The 15,202-nt window shown below is 73.1% G+C and carries 14 protein-coding genes and 1 riboswitch; of the genes, 8 read left to right on the top strand and 6 right to left on the bottom strand.

The window, feature by feature from the left end:
- Positions 1–129 precede the first annotated feature (129 nt).
- From OO68_RS31950 to OO68_RS31965, 4 genes are all read left to right on the top strand, one after another.
- The gene (locus tag OO68_RS31950) at positions 130–927 is read left to right on the top strand and encodes an ATP-binding cassette domain-containing protein (protein ID WP_033312690.1); all 798 of its coding nucleotides are present in this window, start codon (positions 130–132) and stop codon (positions 925–927) included.
- On the top strand, positions 899–2,983 hold the full coding sequence (locus tag OO68_RS31955) for a YhgE/Pip domain-containing protein (RefSeq protein WP_033312691.1): 2,085 nt from the start codon (positions 899–901) through the stop codon (positions 2,981–2,983). The genes OO68_RS31950 and OO68_RS31955 overlap by 29 nt, the downstream gene beginning before the upstream one ends.
- Before the next feature lie 71 nt (positions 2,984–3,054).
- Positions 3,055–3,684 (top strand): TetR/AcrR family transcriptional regulator, encoded by a 630-nt coding sequence (locus OO68_RS31960; RefSeq protein ID WP_033312692.1) that lies wholly within the window; start codon positions 3,055–3,057, stop codon positions 3,682–3,684.
- 450 nt (positions 3,685–4,134) lie between these two features.
- A complete protein-coding gene (locus tag OO68_RS31965) occupies positions 4,135–5,625 on the top strand; it encodes a phytoene desaturase family protein (RefSeq protein WP_033312693.1) in 1,491 nt (496 codons plus the stop codon).
- 26 nt (positions 5,626–5,651) lie between these two features.
- On the opposite strand, the gene OO68_RS31970 is transcribed toward OO68_RS31965, so the two are convergent.
- The 6 genes from OO68_RS31970 to OO68_RS31995 form a co-directional block, all read right to left on the bottom strand.
- Positions 5,652–6,599, bottom strand: coding sequence for an SCO2102 family sporulation regulator (locus tag OO68_RS31970; RefSeq protein WP_033312694.1), 948 nt, complete (start codon positions 6,597–6,599; stop codon positions 5,652–5,654).
- A gap of 56 nt (positions 6,600–6,655) precedes the next feature.
- On the bottom strand, positions 6,656–7,579 hold the full coding sequence (gene metF, locus OO68_RS31975; protein ID WP_033312695.1) for a methylenetetrahydrofolate reductase [NAD(P)H]: 924 nt from the start codon (positions 7,577–7,579) through the stop codon (positions 6,656–6,658).
- A gap of 121 nt (positions 7,580–7,700) precedes the next feature.
- Positions 7,701–8,354, bottom strand: coding sequence for a thiamine phosphate synthase (gene thiE / locus OO68_RS31980; RefSeq protein ID WP_033312696.1), 654 nt, complete (start codon positions 8,352–8,354; stop codon positions 7,701–7,703).
- A gap of 329 nt (positions 8,355–8,683) precedes the next feature.
- Positions 8,684–9,049, bottom strand: a complete 366-nt coding sequence (locus OO68_RS31985) for an Rv2175c family DNA-binding protein (protein WP_031131943.1) — start codon at positions 9,047–9,049, stop codon at positions 8,684–8,686.
- Between the two features lie 111 nt (positions 9,050–9,160).
- Entirely contained in the window at positions 9,161–10,402 is a 1,242-nt protein-coding gene (locus OO68_RS31990; protein WP_078625590.1) for an NAD(P)/FAD-dependent oxidoreductase, read from the bottom strand.
- Positions 10,403–10,434: 32 nt separating this feature from the next.
- Positions 10,435–10,785, bottom strand: coding sequence for an avidin-fold protein (locus tag OO68_RS31995; RefSeq protein WP_033312698.1), 351 nt, complete (start codon positions 10,783–10,785; stop codon positions 10,435–10,437).
- Between the two features lie 51 nt (positions 10,786–10,836).
- Positions 10,837–10,948, top strand: a riboswitch (TPP riboswitch).
- On the opposite strand from OO68_RS31995, the gene thiO reads away from it, so the two are divergent.
- The 4 genes from thiO (at position 10,946) to pknB (ending at position 15,146) form a co-directional block, all read left to right on the top strand.
- Positions 10,946–12,118: a glycine oxidase ThiO gene (thiO, locus tag OO68_RS32000; protein ID WP_033312699.1), complete on the top strand. Its 1,173-nt coding sequence runs from the start codon at positions 10,946–10,948 to the stop codon at positions 12,116–12,118. It overlaps the preceding riboswitch by 3 nt.
- On the top strand, positions 12,115–12,315 hold the full coding sequence (gene thiS, locus OO68_RS32005) for a sulfur carrier protein ThiS (RefSeq protein WP_033312700.1): 201 nt from the start codon (positions 12,115–12,117) through the stop codon (positions 12,313–12,315). Before thiO ends, thiS begins: the two co-directional genes overlap by 4 nt.
- Positions 12,316–12,317: 2 nt before the next feature.
- Entirely contained in the window at positions 12,318–13,115 is a 798-nt protein-coding gene (locus OO68_RS32010) for a thiazole synthase (RefSeq protein ID WP_033312701.1), read from the top strand.
- Between the two features lie 93 nt (positions 13,116–13,208).
- A complete protein-coding gene (pknB, locus tag OO68_RS32015) occupies positions 13,209–15,146 on the top strand; it encodes a Stk1 family PASTA domain-containing Ser/Thr kinase (protein WP_033312702.1) in 1,938 nt (645 codons plus the stop codon).
- Positions 15,147–15,202 lie beyond the last annotated feature (56 nt).

Raw genomic sequence — 15,202 nt, forward strand, 5'->3', positions numbered from 1 at the left:
CGGAGTGCCGTATGTGACCCATCGTGAGGTATGGCACTGACAATCCGTTCTGACCTGCTGTTTTGCTTCGCTCGTAGGTTCGGAGTAGTTTTTGCACTGACCAGTCAGTTCAAATTTCAGGGGAGACTCGTGGGGGAACGGGCGGGAGGGGTGCGGATCGTCGCCGAGGGCCTCGGGATCAAGGGGCCACGGGGGTGGGCGGTCCGCGGGATCTCCGTCGACGCCGGGCCGGGGGCGCTCGTCGCGGTCGAGGGACCGTCCGGGTCCGGCCGCACGTGCCTGCTGCTCGCGCTGACGGGGCGGATGAAGGTCTCGGAGGGCACGGCTTCGGTGGGGGACGCGAAGCTGCCGAAGCAGATGGCGGCGGTGCGGGGCATCAGCGCGCTGGCGCACGTCCCGGGGGTCACCGACCTCGATCCGGCGCTGACCGTCGGCGAGCACCTGCGGGAGCGGGTCCTGCTCCAGCAGCGGTTCGGCGCGTCCCTGCGCGGTCTGCTGCGGCCCCGCAGCGAGCGGGCGGCCGAGGCCGGGCAGCGCGTCGACGCCGCCCTCGAAGCCGCCGGGCTCGATCTGGAGGCCCTGCCCAAGGGGCCGCGCACGGCCGTACGAGACCTGGAGCGCCTGGAGGCGCTGCGGCTGTCGGTGGCGCTCGCCCTGGTCGGCGGGCCGCGGCTGCTCGGCATCGACGACACCGACCTCAAGCTCGCGGACGGTGAGCGGGAGGAGGTCTGGGCGCTGCTGAAGTCCCTGGCCGATGCCGGGACGACGGTCGTGGCGGTGTGCAGCGAGGCCCCCGAGGGCGCCGTCAAGGTCACCACCGCGGAGAGAAGCGAAGAGCCGCCCACCGAGGACGAGACCGACCAGGCCGACCGGCCCGGCCAGGGAGAGGAGAAGGCCGATGCGCTCGCCGAGACTGGCCGCGCTTGAGCTGCGCCGCTTCGGGCGGGGGAAGCTGCCGCGCGCCGCTCTGGTCGCGCTGCTGGTGCTGCCGCTGCTGTACGGCGCGCTGTACCTGTGGTCTTTCTGGGACCCGTACGGCCGTCTGGACAAGATCCCGGTGGCGCTCGTGAACGACGACAAGGGGGTGACCGCCGACGGGAAGAGGATCACGGCGGGCGACGACATCACGAAGGGCCTGCACGACAGCAAGACCTTCGACTGGCAGGAGGTCAGCGCCGCCGAGGCCCGCAGGGGCGTCGAGGACGGCAGCTACTACCTGTCGCTCACCCTGCCCGCCGACTTCAGCGAGCGGATCGCCTCCAGCTCCGGGGACAGCCCCGAGACCGGCGCCCTCCAGGTGCACACCAACGACGCGAACAACTACATCGTCGGGCAGATCTCCCGCACGGTCTTCGGCGAGGTCCGGCAGGCGGCGTCCACGAAGACGTCCCGGTCGTTCCTGGACAAGATCTTCGTGTCGTTCTCCGACATCCACGGCAAGACCGTGAAGGCGGCTCAGGGCGCCGACCGGCTCAAGGGCGGGATCGGCAAGGCCGAGAAGGGTTCCAAGGACCTCGCCGACGGCCTGCGGAAGGCCAAGACCGGCAGCGGCAAGCTCTCCACCGGCCTGAAGAAGCTCCACACCGGCGCGGGCGACGTGGCGGACGGCGCGAAGCAGGTCGCCGCGGGCACGCAGAAGCTCGCCGACCGGGTCAACGGCACCGCCGACAAGGTCGGCCCCTTCCTGAAGGGCAACGAGAAGACCATCGGCGACACCGCGCAGATGATCGCCGACACCTCCGGGGTGACCCGCAAGCACCTGGACACCCTGGTGAAGACGGCTCCGACCGCCGCCAAGGGCGCCCGCGCGGCATCCGGCACACTGAACGACGTCTACGCCCGGCGCTGCGACGACCCCGTCCTGCCCGACGCGGCCTGCTCCGACCTGAAGAAGGCCAAGGACGCAGCCGCCGACGTCACCACCATCGCCGACGACGTCAACACGGTGATCGCGGACCAGGACGGCGACCTGGACAAGCTCGACAAGAACCTCGCCACCCTCCAGAAGCAGTCGCAGGCCCTCGCCAACCGCGCCCCGCACCTCTCCGAGGACCTCACCGACGCCGTCAAGAAGATCAACAAGCTCAACGACGGGGCGGCCGAGGTCGCCGCGGGGGCGAAGAAGCTGCACAAGGGCATCGGCACGGCCAAGACCGGTGCCGTCGACCTGGACAAGGGCGTCGGCAAGCTGAAGACGGGCGCCGACGACCTCAACGGCGGCATCTACAAGCTCGTCGGCGGTTCCGGGAAGCTCGCCGGCGGTCTGCACGACGGGGCGGAGAAGATCCCCGACTACGACGAACGGGACCGCGACCGGCGCACCGAGGTCATGGCCGACCCCGTCCGGCTCGCCTCCCAGGACCTGCACAAGGCGCCCAACTACGGCACCGGGTTCGCGCCGTACTTCATCCCGCTGTCCCTGTGGGTGGGTGCGATGGTGGCGTACATGCTGATCGCGCCCATGAACCGGCGTGCGCTGGCGGCGGGCGCTCCGGCGTGGCGGATCGCGCTGGCGGGCTGGCTGCCGGTGGTGGCGATCGGGGTGCTCCAGACGGTGGCGCTGATGTCGGTGCTGCACTGGGCCGTCGGCCTGGAGATGGCCCGGGCGGCCGGGACGGTGGGCTTCCTGTTCCTGGTGACGGCGTGCTTCGCGGCGATCGTGCAGTGGCTGAACGCGCGCTTCGGGGCGGCGGGCCGGATCCTCGTCCTCGCGCTGCTGATGCTCCAGCTGACGTCGGCGGGCGGCACGTACCCCGTGCAGACCAGCCCCGGTTTCTTCAACGCGCTCCACCCGTTCCTGCCGATGAGCTACGTCGTCGAGGCCCTGAGGCGGCTCATCACGGGCGGTGGTCTCGAACCGGTGTGGCACGCGTGCGTGGTGCTGACGGCGTTCACCGCGGGCGCCCTTGCGCTGACCGCCGTGGCGGCCCGGCGGCGCCAGGTGTGGACGCTGGACCGGCTGCACCCGGAGCTGAGCCTGTGAGCCCCGCCGCCGTGCCCGTCGGCCTCCCCACCGTCACGTCCCCCGGAAAGGTTCCTGTGACAATCAGGGCCATGGAAAGCAGCAGTGCCGCGTCGGGCGGCAGCACGCGCCGCGAGGCCACCCGGCAGAAGCTCTACGAGGCGGCCGTCACGCTCATCGCCGAGCAGGGGTTCTCCGCCACGACCGTGGACGAGATCGCCGAGCGTGCCGGGGTCGCGAAGGGCACGGTCTACTACAACTTCGCGAGCAAGTCCGTCCTCTTCGAGGAACTGCTGCGGCACGGAGTGGGTCTGCTGACCGCCTCCCTGCGGGAAGCGGCCGAGCGGACCGCGCGGGAGGGCGGCAGCAAGGTCGACGCCCTGGACGCGATGATCCGCGCTGGGCTGGTCTTCATCGACCGCTACCCGGCCTTCACCCAGCTGTACGTGGCCGAACTGTGGCGCACCAACCGGGCCTGGCAGTCCACGCTCATGGTGGTCCGGCAGCAGGCCGTCGCGGTCGTGGAGGACGTCCTGCGCGAGGGCGTCGGCAACGGCGAGTTCAGCGAGGAGATCGACGTGCCGCTGACGGCGGCGGCACTGGTCGGCATGGTCCTGGTCGCCGCGCTCGACTGGCAGTCGTTCCAGCCGGAGCGTTCCCTGGACGACGTCCACGCGGCCCTGTCGCGGCTGCTGCAGGGGAGGGTGAGCGGCTGCCGCTGACCGCGGCTGCGGCCACCGCGCGAAAGCGCCGGTCCGCTGTGGCCGCGTCCCCCGCGGGCCACCTCGAACCGGCGCCTTCCGTGCTCCCCCGTTTCCCTGCTCCCCCGTACGTTCCCCCCGCAGGACCCCCGTTGCGGTCGTCCCCCGGTTCTCCCCCGTGCCTCGCTCCCGCCGACACCGCCGGCGGAAGGAGCGGATCGTGGGCCGGCTCCGTTCCGGCGCCCCGTGTCGCCGGTGCCGGAGCCGTGCCCCTCTCCGTGTCTCCACTCTCCCGTCCGCGCAGGTCGTCCCCCATCCGCGCGCGTACTCAACTCCCCGGCTAGGTAGGCATACTCAGACCTGCGCACGGGGCCCCACAGCGCTGTACCGCCGCCTGGTCACGATCGCCTCCGCGCCCGTACTCGGAGGCCGTCGGCCGGGGCTGTCGGTGGGGGCCGATAAGGTCGCCGCATGGCACGGATTGCGGTGATCGGCGCCGGGATGGGCGCGCTGGCGGCTGCCGCCCGGCTGGCCGTCGCGGGCCACCGGGTGGCGGTGTACGAGCGGACGGACACGTACGGCGGAGCGCTGCGCCGCTTCGAGCGCGACGGCTTCTCCTTCGACACCGGCCCCGCCCTGCTGCCGCTGCCGGCCGTCTACCGCGACCTGTTCGTGAAGACCGGCAAGGAGCCGCTGGAGTCCTGCGTCGAGCTGGTCCAGGTCGATCCGTCGTCCCGGCACGTGTTCGCGGACGGCACCGGGGTGTCACTGCCGAACGCTTCGCGCGCGGGCGTCGTCGCCGCCCTGGACGAGGGGCTCGGCGCGGGCGCCGGGAAGCGCTGGGGCGACTTCCTGGTCCGGGCCCGCGAGGCCTGGGACCGGACCCGCCGGCCGCTGCTGGAGGAGCCGCTCTGGCCGAACTGGCAGGTGCTGGCCGAGCGCGAGCCCTACCCGTCGGTGCCGCACAAACGGCTGCTGCGCACCCGCCGGGCCGGCACCCTCGCCGAGGTCGGCGCCTGGGAGCTGCGCGACCCCCGGCTCGCGGCACTCCTGGAGAGCCACGCCCTCGGGTACGGCCTGGACCCACGGGTCGCCCCGGCGAGCGCGGCCGTCCTGCCGTACCTGGAGCACGCCTTCGGCACCTGGTACGTGCGCGGCGGCCTGCGCGAGCTGGCGCGGGCGGTGTACGAGCGGTGCCGGGCCCGCAGGGTCGAGTTCCACTTCGGCGCCGAGGTCACCGGGGTGCTGGAGAAGGACGGCCGGGCGTCCGGAGTGGAACTCGCCGACGGGTCGGTCGCGGAGGCGGACTTCGTGGTCGCCGGTGTCGCACCCGGCATCCTGGACCGCCTGACTCCGGGCACCGCCCTGCGGGGCGGGAGTGAGGTTCCGCCCCAGCCTGCGTCAGCCGGCCGGCTGACGCTCCTGCTCGCCCTGCGCGGCCCCCGCCCCGCGGGCACGGCACACCGCACGGTGGTGCACACCCCGGACCGCGAGGCCGAGCTGGAGGCGCTGTTCGGCACGGGCGCCGGGCATCGCCGTCCGACGGTCACGGTGCTACGGCCCGACGACCCCGGCCTGGCCCCGGCGGACCACGAGGCGGTCACCGTCACGACGGCGGTGCCCGCGCGGCCCGGCGAGCCGCACGGCGACCTCGTGGACCACATGATCACCGCCGCCGAACGCGCCGCGCCCGGCCTGCGCGACCGCCTCCTCTGGCACAAGGCGCGCACCCCGGCCGACACCGCGGAAGAGACGGGCGCGGAGGGAGGGGCGGTGCCGGTGCCGGCCCTGGCGGCGGCCGGCGGACGGCTGCTGCACCCGTCCAACGGCACGCGGGTGCCCGGCCTGTTCACCGTGGGCGGCTGGGCCCACCCCGGCGGCGGACTGCCGCACGCGGGCATGTCGGGCGCGCTGGTCGCGGGACTGATCGTGGAGGGGCCGGAGTTCCGCGGCTCGCAGTGAAGCCACGCCCCGGCGGGACCGAAGCCTCAGAAACGGTACTGCTCGTCGAAGCCGTTGCCCTGCGGCTGCTGCCCGCCGCCCTGGTAGGGGTACGGCTGCTCCGGCGGCAGCTCCTGCCCGTACTCGTCGGTGTTGCGCTGCTGCGGGACCCACACCCCGCCGGGCGGGGTCTCGCCGCCGTAGCTGCCGGTGTACTGCTGCTGGCCGGTGGCGTCGTAGCCCTGCTGCTGGCCGTAGTACTGCTGGTCGCCGTAGGTGCCGTCGTAGGTGCCCTGGCCGTAGTTCGACGAGCCGATGTACGGGTCGGAGTAGGCGGCGTACTGCTGCTGGCCGGTGGCGTCGTAGCCCTGCTGCTGGCCGTAGCCGGAGTAGTCGTAGGCGTAGGCCTGGTCGGCGGCCTGGGCGGCGTACTGGTCCTGGCCCTGCTGTCCCGCGGCCTGGTACCCGCTGTCGTAGGTGCCGTAGGAGCCGGTGTCCTCCGGCATGGGCTGCGGCTCGTAGACGGCCGTGGTCTCGGCGGCCGCCGGCTGGTGGGCGGGGCGGGCGGGGGTGAAGACGTCGTCGCGGTCGTAGTCGTCGTCCTGGCCGTAGGCGGCGGTGTCGCGGCGGTAGGCGCCGGACCCGTCGTCGTAGCCGCCCTCGGCCTCCAGACCGGAGACCTCCAGCGTCGGTTCCTGGCGGCCGCGCTCACCCCGGCGGCGCTTGCTGCCGCCCAGCGCGGGCGCGTTCATCGCCCAGCCGGACGCGAAGCCGCTGCGGAAGGACAGGGTGACGTAGGTCTGGCCGACCGCGAAGGCGGCCGCGCCGAGGCCGATCACGACGACCGACGGGATCAGAACACCGACGACGACACCGAGGAACCCGACGAAGGCCAGCAGCCGCCAGCGCAGCCGCGCCTTGTACTGCAGCAGCACCTCGCCCAGCAGCCACAGCGCGACGATGCCGAACGCGATGTAGAGGACCGCCCAGCCCATGTACGCCCCTCTCCCAGTGGCCGCTACGCAGTGTGTCGTATACCGGTGCGAACGGTCTAGGCCTGCGGTGAATGGTGCAGGCCAAGGTTCTCGTAGATTTCCAGTGTCGCGGTGGAGTTGTTGAGCGTGATGAAGTGCAAGCCGGGCACCCCCTCGGCGAGCAGCTGCGCACAGAACTCCGTGGCGAATTCGATACCAATGGAGCGTACAGCGGCCGGATCGTCTTCTGCTGTGAGGATCCGCTCTTTCAGGGCGGCCGGGAACGCGGCGTTGGTGAGCGACCCGATCCGCTCCAGCGTCTTCACGCTCGCGATCGGCATGACCTCGGGGATGATCGGGGTGTCGCAGCCGGCGGCCGAGACCCGGTCCCGCAGCCGGAGGTAGTCCTCCGGCTGGAAGAACATCTGCGTGATGGCGTAGTCCGCGCCCGCCCGGCACTTGTCGACGAAGTGGCGGACGTCGGTGTCCCAGTCGAGGGAGCGCGGGTGCATCGCCGGGAAAGCGGCGACGCCCACGCAGAAGTCGCCGGACGCCTTGATCAGCTCGACGAGTTCGGCGGCGTAGGCGAGGCCGCGCGGGTGCGGCACCCAGTCGCCCATGGGGTCGCCGGGCGGGTCGCCGCGCAGGGCGAGCATGTTGCGGATCCCGGCGTCGGCGTACTGGCCGATGATGTTGCGCAGGTCGGCCACCGAGTGGTCGACCGCGGTGAGGTGGGCGATCGGGGTGAGCGTGGTGTCGGAGGCGATCGCCTCGGTCGCCTTGACCGTGCCCGCGCGGGTGGAACCGCCCGCGCCGTAGGTCACGGAGACGAAGTCGGGCGCCACCGCCTCGACCCGGCGCAGGGCGTTCCACAGGTTCCGTTCGCCCTTCGGGGTCTTGGGGGCGTAGAACTCGAACGAGTACGTCGTCTTGCCGGCCGCGAGCATGTCGCGGACGGTGCGAGCGTGGTCCGACCTGATGGATGCGGTGCCGAGGGCCATACGGGCAGGTTAGCCAGGGCAGGTCGGTCCCCCAACCACGAGCCGGGATTTGCCCGGATTGTCCACTTGTTGTCCATCCCTTGGACAACCGTCTCGCCCCGGCCTGTCGTTCGGACCGGCCCTAGACCTCCCGCAGCCGCTTGGCGAACTCGGCCGCCGCGGCCCCCGGGTCGTCGGCCTCGGTGATCGCCCGTACGACCACGACGCGCCGGGCGCCCGCTTCCAGGACCTGGTCGAGGTTGCCGAGGTCGATGCCGCCGATGGCGAACCAGGGGCGGTCGGTGCGAAGAGCGGCGGTGTACCGGACGAGGTCCAGGCCGGGCGCGTGACGGCCGGGCTTGGTGGGGGTCGGCCAGCACGGGCCGGTGCAGAAGTAGTCCACACCCGGCTGGACGGCGGCCGCGGCGGCCTCGGACTCGGCGTGGGTGGAGCGGCCGATCAGGACGTCGTCGCCGAGGAGCGCGCGGGCCGCGGGGACCGGGAGGTCGCCCTGGCCGAGGTGCAGCACGTCGGAGCCGGCGGCGTGCGCGACGTCCGCCCGGTCGTTGACCGCGAGCAGCTTGCCGTGCCGGGCGCAGGCGTCGGCGAAGACGGCCAGGTGCTCCAGCTCCTCACCGGCCTCCATGCCCTTGTCCCGCAACTGCACGATGTCGACACCGCCGGTCAGCACGGCGTCGAGGAACGCCCCGAGGTCGCCCTGCCGCTTGCGCGCGTCGGTGCAGAGGTAGACCCGGGCGTCGGCGAGCTGGGCCCGGGCGGCGGCGGTGCCGGTCATGCGTGTCCCCCTGGGTGTCGTGGTGGGCGGGCCGGTGGGCCCGTCCATGCGTCGGCGCACCCGTGCCGGACGGCCGCGCGAGTACCGGCGGCGTGCGGCGCGGGAGCGCTCCGTCCCGCTGTGCACGCCTCGGGCACCCTACGCCTGCCCGCGGGTCGCGCCGCTTCCCCGGTGTCCGCGCGCGACTCCTGCACGGGACATCCACCGGGGCCCGGGGAAGCGCGGTCCACCCCGGGCCGTGGCCCCTCGGGTCACGGCCCCTCTTCGGGTGGCTGTTCAGGTCCGGCCCCGCTCGCGCGGCACCGGACGGTTGTCCGGTCGGGGGCGGGTCAGACCGCGAGCGCCTGGGCGCGGCGCTTCACCTCCGTGCCGCGATTCTCACTGAGCGCCTGCGCGGGGGTGCCGGGCAGGCTGGGGTCCGGGGTGAAGAGCCACTCCAGCATCTCTTCGTCCGTGAAGCCGTCGTCCCGCAGGAGCGTCAAGGTCCCGGACAGGCCCTTGACGACCTTGTCCCCGTCGATGAAGGCGGCGGGGACGTGCAGCGCGCGGTTCTCACCGCGGCGTACGGCGATGAGCTGGCCGTCCTTGACCAGCTGCCGCACACGCGTCACCTCGACGCCGAACTGTTCGGCGATGTCGGGGAGGGTGAGCCAGGCGGGGACGAGAGCATCGATCTTTGCGTCAATCTCGGTCACGGAAACCAGCCTGCCATCTGCCACTGACAGTCGGAAGTCGGCCCGGTCCACACGGGCAGGCGCCCCGGGCCCGGCAGGGCCGCCCGGGCTGCCCCACGAGGGGGCCGGAGCTCAAGTCGTCGCGGCCTTCATGGGCCTGGCCGGATCCGCCAGCAGCGCAGGATTCATCGCGGTGCCCGACTCGATCAGGCGGCGGCCCTGCGCGAGGTCCCGGGGCCGGCCCACCGCCAGCAGCGCCACCAGCCGCTCACCGCGCAGCCAGCAGACCGTCCAGGCCGGTCCGGCGGGATCGCCCCGCCACAGGATCGTGTCCGCCGCCGCGTGGTGCCCGGCGTACTGGACGAACCGCCCGAACTGCTCGGACCAGAAGTACGGCACCGGGTCGTACACCGCCGGTGTCTCCCCCGTGGCCCGGCCGACGATGTTCACGGCGACCGTGCGGGGCCCCTGGAGGGCGTTGTCCCAGTGGTGGACCAGCAGGCGCTCGCCGTAGCGCCCCGAGGGGAAGGAGGCGCAGTCGCCGACGGCGTACACGTCCGGCACGGACGTGCGCAGATGCTCGTCGGCCACGATCTCGCCGTACGAGCCGAGCTCGATCCCGGAGCCGGCCAGCCAGGCCGTCGCGGGCTGGGCGCCGATGCCGACGACGACCGCGCCCGCGGGCAGCCGCGCGCCGTCGTCGAGGAGGACCGCGCCCGGTTCGACGCGCTCCACGCGCGCGTGCGTCCGCAGGGTCACGCCGGCGTCGGCGTACCAGCCGGTCATCGGGGCGGCCACCTCGGCGGGCAGTGCTCCGGCGAGCGGCCGTTCCGCGGCCTCCACGACGGTCACGGCGCAGCCCGCCTCGCGGGCGGCCGTGGCGAACTCGGCGCCGATCCAGCCCGCGCCGACGACCACGATGTCGTGCCGCCGGGCCAGCACCGGCCGCAGCCGCTCGGCGTCGTCCAGGGTGCGCAGCAGATGCACGCCGGGCACGCCCTGCGCGCCGGGCAGCCGGACCGGTTCGGCGCCGGTCGCGACGACCAGGACGTCGTAGGGCACGGGCCCGTCCTCGGTGTCCAGTTCGTGGTCGGCGGGGCGCAGGCCCAGCACCTCGCAGCCGAGCCGCAGTTCGACGCCGAGGGCTTCGAAGTCGACGTCGAAGGCGGAGCCCTCGGCCTTGCCGAGCAGGACGGCCTTGGACAACGGGGGCCGGTCGTAGGGCTGGTGGGGCTCGGCGCCGAGCAGGATCACGTCACCGGTGAAGCCCCGCTCGCGCAGGGCGACGGCGGTCTGCACGCCGGCCATCCCCGCACCCGCCACGACGACGCGCCGCGGCGCGGACGAATCTGGTTCCTGCGTCTGCTCGCTCACCTGATCACCATAGACACCTGACACATTGTCAGTCAGTGCTCATGCGCCGTGACCTGCTCCACAACGCTCGTGCCGTCGCCCTGCCGGGACTCCCACTCCCAGGTCTCCTCCAGCCGCACCCGCCCGTCGGGCAGCTCCACGACCGCCGACACGCAGTGCCCCGAGGACGTGGTCCCGTCCCGCGTGAGCTGGACGTACCGGAAGTCCAGCCGGTCACCTTCCCGGGTACCCACGAGACGGCCGCGTACGACGTCGCCGCCCGCGTACTCGGCCCAGATCTCGCCCTGTCGCTCGTGGTACGTGAACCGGGTGCGGGCGCCCACCTGGCCCGGTGCCTGGTCGGCGACCGGGGCGAGGACGAGACCGTCGAGGGACCGGGCCATGGGAGAGGCTCCCTTACTGGGGGATACGGCATCGGGCTAGGGTGGCCAACGTAAAGCACTCGCGGGAGCCCGGACGCACCGGGCTGAGAGGGAGGCTGGCGGCCTCCGACCGTACGAACCTGATCCGGGTCATGCCGGCGAAGGGAGGGGCTGGACGCCCATGTCGCCTACGTCCACATCGTCAGACGTCCTCGTCATCGGGGGCGGGATCATCGGCCTGGTCACGGCCTGGCGGGCCGCGCAGCGCGGGTTCGCCACGGCCGTCGTCGACCCCGAGCCGGGCGGCGGGGCCGCGCAGGTCGCGGCCGGCATGCTGGCCGCCGTCACGGAACTGCACTACGGCGAGCAGACCCTGCTCGGCCTGAACCTCGCCTCGGCCCGGCGCTACCCGGACTTCGCCGCCGAGCTCACCGAGCTGACGGGCCGGGACCTCGGCTACCGCCGCTGCGGCACGCTCGCCGTGGCCCTGGACGCCGACGACCGGGCCCACCTGCGCGAACTGCACGCCCTGCAGCAGCAGTCGGGCCTGGAGTCGCAGTGGCTGTCCGGGCGCGAGTGCCGGCGTCTGGAGCCGATGCTCGCGCCGGGCGTGCGCGGCGGGCTGCGGGTCGACGGCGACCACCAGATCGACCCCCGGCGGCTGGCCGGCGCCCTGGTCGCCGCCTGTGAGCGGGCGGGCGTGGTCTTCCACCGGACGTGGGCGGAGCGGCTGACCGTCGTACGGGACCGGGCCGCGGGGGCCGTCCTGGCCGACGGGACCGAGGCGGCCGCCGGGCAGGTGGTGCTCGCCGGGGGCAGCCTCAGCGGGCGGCTCGCCGGTGTCCCGGACGACGTGCTGCCTCCGGTGCGGCCGGTGAAGGGGCAGGTCCTGCGGCTGACGATGCCGCTGCGGCACGGGCCGTTCCTGAGCCGGACCGTGCGCGCGGTGGTGCGCGGCAGCCACGTGTACCTGGTGCCGCGCGAGAGCGGCGAACTGGTCGTCGGGGCGACCAGCGAGGAGCTGGGCTGGGACACCACCGTGACCGCGGGCGGCGTGTACGAGCTGCTGCGGGACGCGCACGAGCTGGTCCCGGGCATCACCGAGCTGCCGCTCACGGAGACCCGGGCCGGGCTGCGGCCCGGCTCCCCCGACAACGCGCCCCTGCTCGGCCCGACGGGTCTGGAGGGCCTGCTGCTGGCCACCGGGCACTACCGCAACGGCGTCCTGCTCACGCCGGTGACCGGCGACGCCCTGGCGCACGCCCTGGCCACCGGTGAACTCCCGGAAGAGGCCCGGCCCTTCACCCCGAAGCGCTTCAGTACCGCCACCGCACTCACGGAGCAGCCCGCATGAACATCTCCGTCAACGGCGAGCCCCGGGACGTCCGGCCCGGTACCGCTCTCGACACCGTCGTGAGGTCGCTCACCGCCTCGCCCTCGGGCGTGGCCGCCGCCCTCAACGAAACCGTCGTCCCGCGCACGCAGTGGCCCGCCACGCCGCTCTCCGAGGGAGACCGGGTGGAAGTCCTCACGGCCGTCCAAGGAGGCTGACCATGGCCGACGATCCGTTCGTCCTCGGTGGTACGTCGTTCACGTCCCGTCTGATCATGGGCACGGGCGGGGCGCCCAGCCTGGAGGTGCTGGAGCGGTCGCTCGTCGCCTCGGGGACGGAGCTGACGACCGTCGCGATGCGCCGGGTGAACGCCTCGGTGCACGGCTCGGTGCTGTCCGTCCTGGACCGGCTCGGCATCCGGGTGCTGCCCAACACGGCGGGCTGCTTCACCGCCGGCGAGGCCGTCCTCACGGCCCGTCTCGCGCGCGAGGCCCTCGGCACCGACCTGGTCAAACTGGAGGTCATCGCCGACGAGCGCACACTGCTGCCGGACCCGATCGAGACGCTGGAGGCGGCCGAGACCCTGGTCGACGACGGGTTCACGGTGCTGCCGTACACCAACGACGACCCCGTGCTGGCGCGGAAGCTGGAGGACGCGGGCTGTGCGGCGATCATGCCGCTCGGCTCGCCGATCGGCTCCGGTCTCGGGATCCGCAACCCGCACAACTTCCAGCTGATCGTCGAGCACGCGCGCGTGCCGGTGATCCTGGACGCGGGTGCCGGTACGGCCTCGGACGCGGCACTGGCGATGGAGCTGGGGTGCGCGGGTGTGATGCTCGCCTCGGCGGTGACGCGGGCGCAGGAGCCCGTCCTGATGGCCGACGCCATGCGGCACGCGGTGGAGGCGGGGCGGCTGGCGTACCGGGCCGGGCGGATCCCCCGGCGGCATTTCGCGGAGGCGTCGTCGCCGACGGACGGAATGGCCGCCCTGGACCCCGAACGGCCCGCCTTCCAGTAGGGGCTTGTCCACACGTCACAGGTCGGCTGCAGTCGCGCCCCGAAATCGGGCGGGGCGGGAGAGCTGTCGGTGTCGGCTCGTACACTCGCCTGCGTGGACACGACCCTTCAGGACCCCTTGGTCGGGCAGGTGCTCGACGGCCGGTATCGCATCGACGCGCGGATCGCGGTCGGCGGGATGGCCACGGTCTACCGGGCCGTGGACACCCGGCTCGACCGGGTCCTCGCGCTCAAGGTGATGCACCCCGCGCTCGCGGTCGACGCCTCGTTCGTCGAGCGGTTCATCCGCGAGGCGAAGTCGGTGGCCCGGCTGGCCCATCCGAACGTGGTGCAGGTCTTCGACCAGGGCACCGACGGCTCGTACGTGTACCTGGCGATGGAGTACGTGGCGGGCTGCACCCTGCGCGACGTGCTGCGCGAGCGCGGGGCCCTGCAGCCGCGCGCCGCCCTGGACATCCTGGAGCCGGTGCTGGCCGCGCTGGGCGCCGCCCACCGCGCCGGGTTCGTGCACCGCGACATGAAGCCCGAAAACGTCCTCATCGGGGACGACGGCCGGGTCAAGGTCGCCGACTTCGGGCTCGTCCGGGCCGTGAACACGGTGACGAACACCACCGGCACCGTCCTCGGCACGGTCTCGTACCTCGCCCCGGAACAGATAGAGGACGGCACCGCCGATCCCCGCGTCGACGTGTACGCGTGCGGCGTGATGCTGTACGAGATGCTGACCGGCGACAAGCCGCACGACGGGGACTCCCCCGCCGTGATCCTCTACAAGCACCTGCACGAGGACGTGCCCCCGCCCTCGGCCGTCGTGCCCGGCATGGCGTACGAGCTGGACGAGATGGTGGCCTCGGCGACGGCCCGCACCCCGCAGATCCGGCCGCACGACGCGGTGGCGCTGCTCGCGCAGGTCCGCGACGGACGCGGTCGGCTGAGCGAGGAGCAGCTGGACGCCGTGCCGCCGCAGGCGCTCGCGGTGGATCACGACAACGGCGACGACCGGACGACCGTGATCCCTCGTGCCCTGACCACCCCGCGCCCGCTGCCGGTGAACGAGGACGACGAGGCCTCCGGAGCCGGCCTGGACCGCACCAGCCGGTTCGCCTCCCCGCCGCCGCCCCCGCCGTCCCGGCGCCGCCCGGGATCGCGGCGCGGACCGGCGGCGATCGTCGTCGCCGTGCTGCTCGTGCTGGGCATCGGCGCGGGCGTCTGGTACATCAACTCCGGCCAGTTCACCGAGGTCCCGCCGCTGCTGGCGAAGACGCAGGAGCAGGCCGAGGACCGGCTGCAGGACGCCGGGCTGGAACTCGGCAAGGTCGAGCACGCCTACAGCGACACCGTGGAGCGCGGCCAGATCATCAGCAGCGAACCGGAGGCCGGGGAGCGCATCCGCGGCAACGACTCGGTGAGCATCACCGTCTCCGACGGCCCCGAGACCGTGCGGGTGCCCGCGCTGGCGGGCCAGAAGCTGGACCGGGCGCGGGCCCGGCTGAAGGAGGGCGGGCTGGAGCCGGGCATGGTCACGCGGGAGTTCAGTGAGGACGTACCGCGCGGCTCGGTGGTCTCCGCGCGGCCGGCCGACGGCACGAAGGTGCGCTCGGGCACGGCCGTCGCGCTGGTCGTCAGCAAGGGCAGCCCGATCGACATCCCCGACGTCACCGGCTCGGACGAGGCCGACGCCAGGTCCGAGCTGGCCGAGGCCGGCCTCAGGGTGAAGATCGCCACCGAGCGGGTCAACTCCTCCGAGTACGACAAGGGCCAGGTCGTCCGGCAGACGCCGGCGTCCGGCGGTACGGCGGCCGAGGGCGACACCGTGACGCTGACGCTGTCGAAGGGCCCCGAGATGATCGAGGTCCCGGACGTGGTCGGCGACAGCGTCGACGACGCCACGCGGGCGCTGGAAGGAGCCGGATTCCAGGTCGACGAGGACCGCGGTCTACTCGGCCTGTTCGGCGACGAGGTCAAGAGCCAGTCCGTCGACGGCGGCGCGACCGCGCCCAAGGGTTCGACCATCACCATCAAGATCAGGTGACGACGGCGGGCGGAACCCGTGAACGGAGCAGGGCCGGACGCATGACACCCTGAACG

It is taken from the genome of Streptomyces iakyrus (assembly GCF_000717055.1).
GTDB lineage: Bacteria > Actinomycetota > Actinomycetes > Streptomycetales > Streptomycetaceae > Streptomyces > Streptomyces iakyrus.

What these genes read in the sequence shown, in the direction of transcription:
- OO68_RS31960 (WP_033312692.1), top strand. Translation starts at nt 3,055, where the DNA reads ATGGAAAGCAGCAGTGCCGCGTCGGGCGGCAGCACGCGCCGCGAGGCC.
- OO68_RS31970 (WP_033312694.1), bottom strand. Translation starts at nt 6,599, where the DNA reads ATGGGCTGGGCGGTCCTCTACATCGCGTTCGGCATCGTCGCGCTGTGG.
- OO68_RS31955 (WP_033312691.1), top strand. Translation starts at nt 899, where the DNA reads ATGCGCTCGCCGAGACTGGCCGCGCTTGAGCTGCGCCGCTTCGGGCGG.
- thiE (WP_033312696.1), bottom strand. Translation starts at nt 8,354, where the DNA reads ATGACCGGCACCGCCGCCGCCCGGGCCCAGCTCGCCGACGCCCGGGTC.
- OO68_RS31965 (WP_033312693.1), top strand. Translation starts at nt 4,135, where the DNA reads ATGGCACGGATTGCGGTGATCGGCGCCGGGATGGGCGCGCTGGCGGCT.
- OO68_RS32010 (WP_033312701.1), top strand. Translation starts at nt 12,318, where the DNA reads ATGGCCGACGATCCGTTCGTCCTCGGTGGTACGTCGTTCACGTCCCGT.
- metF (WP_033312695.1), bottom strand. Translation starts at nt 7,579, where the DNA reads ATGGCCCTCGGCACCGCATCCATCAGGTCGGACCACGCTCGCACCGTC.
- thiS (WP_033312700.1), top strand. Translation starts at nt 12,115, where the DNA reads ATGAACATCTCCGTCAACGGCGAGCCCCGGGACGTCCGGCCCGGTACC.
- OO68_RS31995 (WP_033312698.1), bottom strand. Translation starts at nt 10,785, where the DNA reads ATGGCCCGGTCCCTCGACGGTCTCGTCCTCGCCCCGGTCGCCGACCAG.
- thiO (WP_033312699.1), top strand. Translation starts at nt 10,946, where the DNA reads ATGTCGCCTACGTCCACATCGTCAGACGTCCTCGTCATCGGGGGCGGG.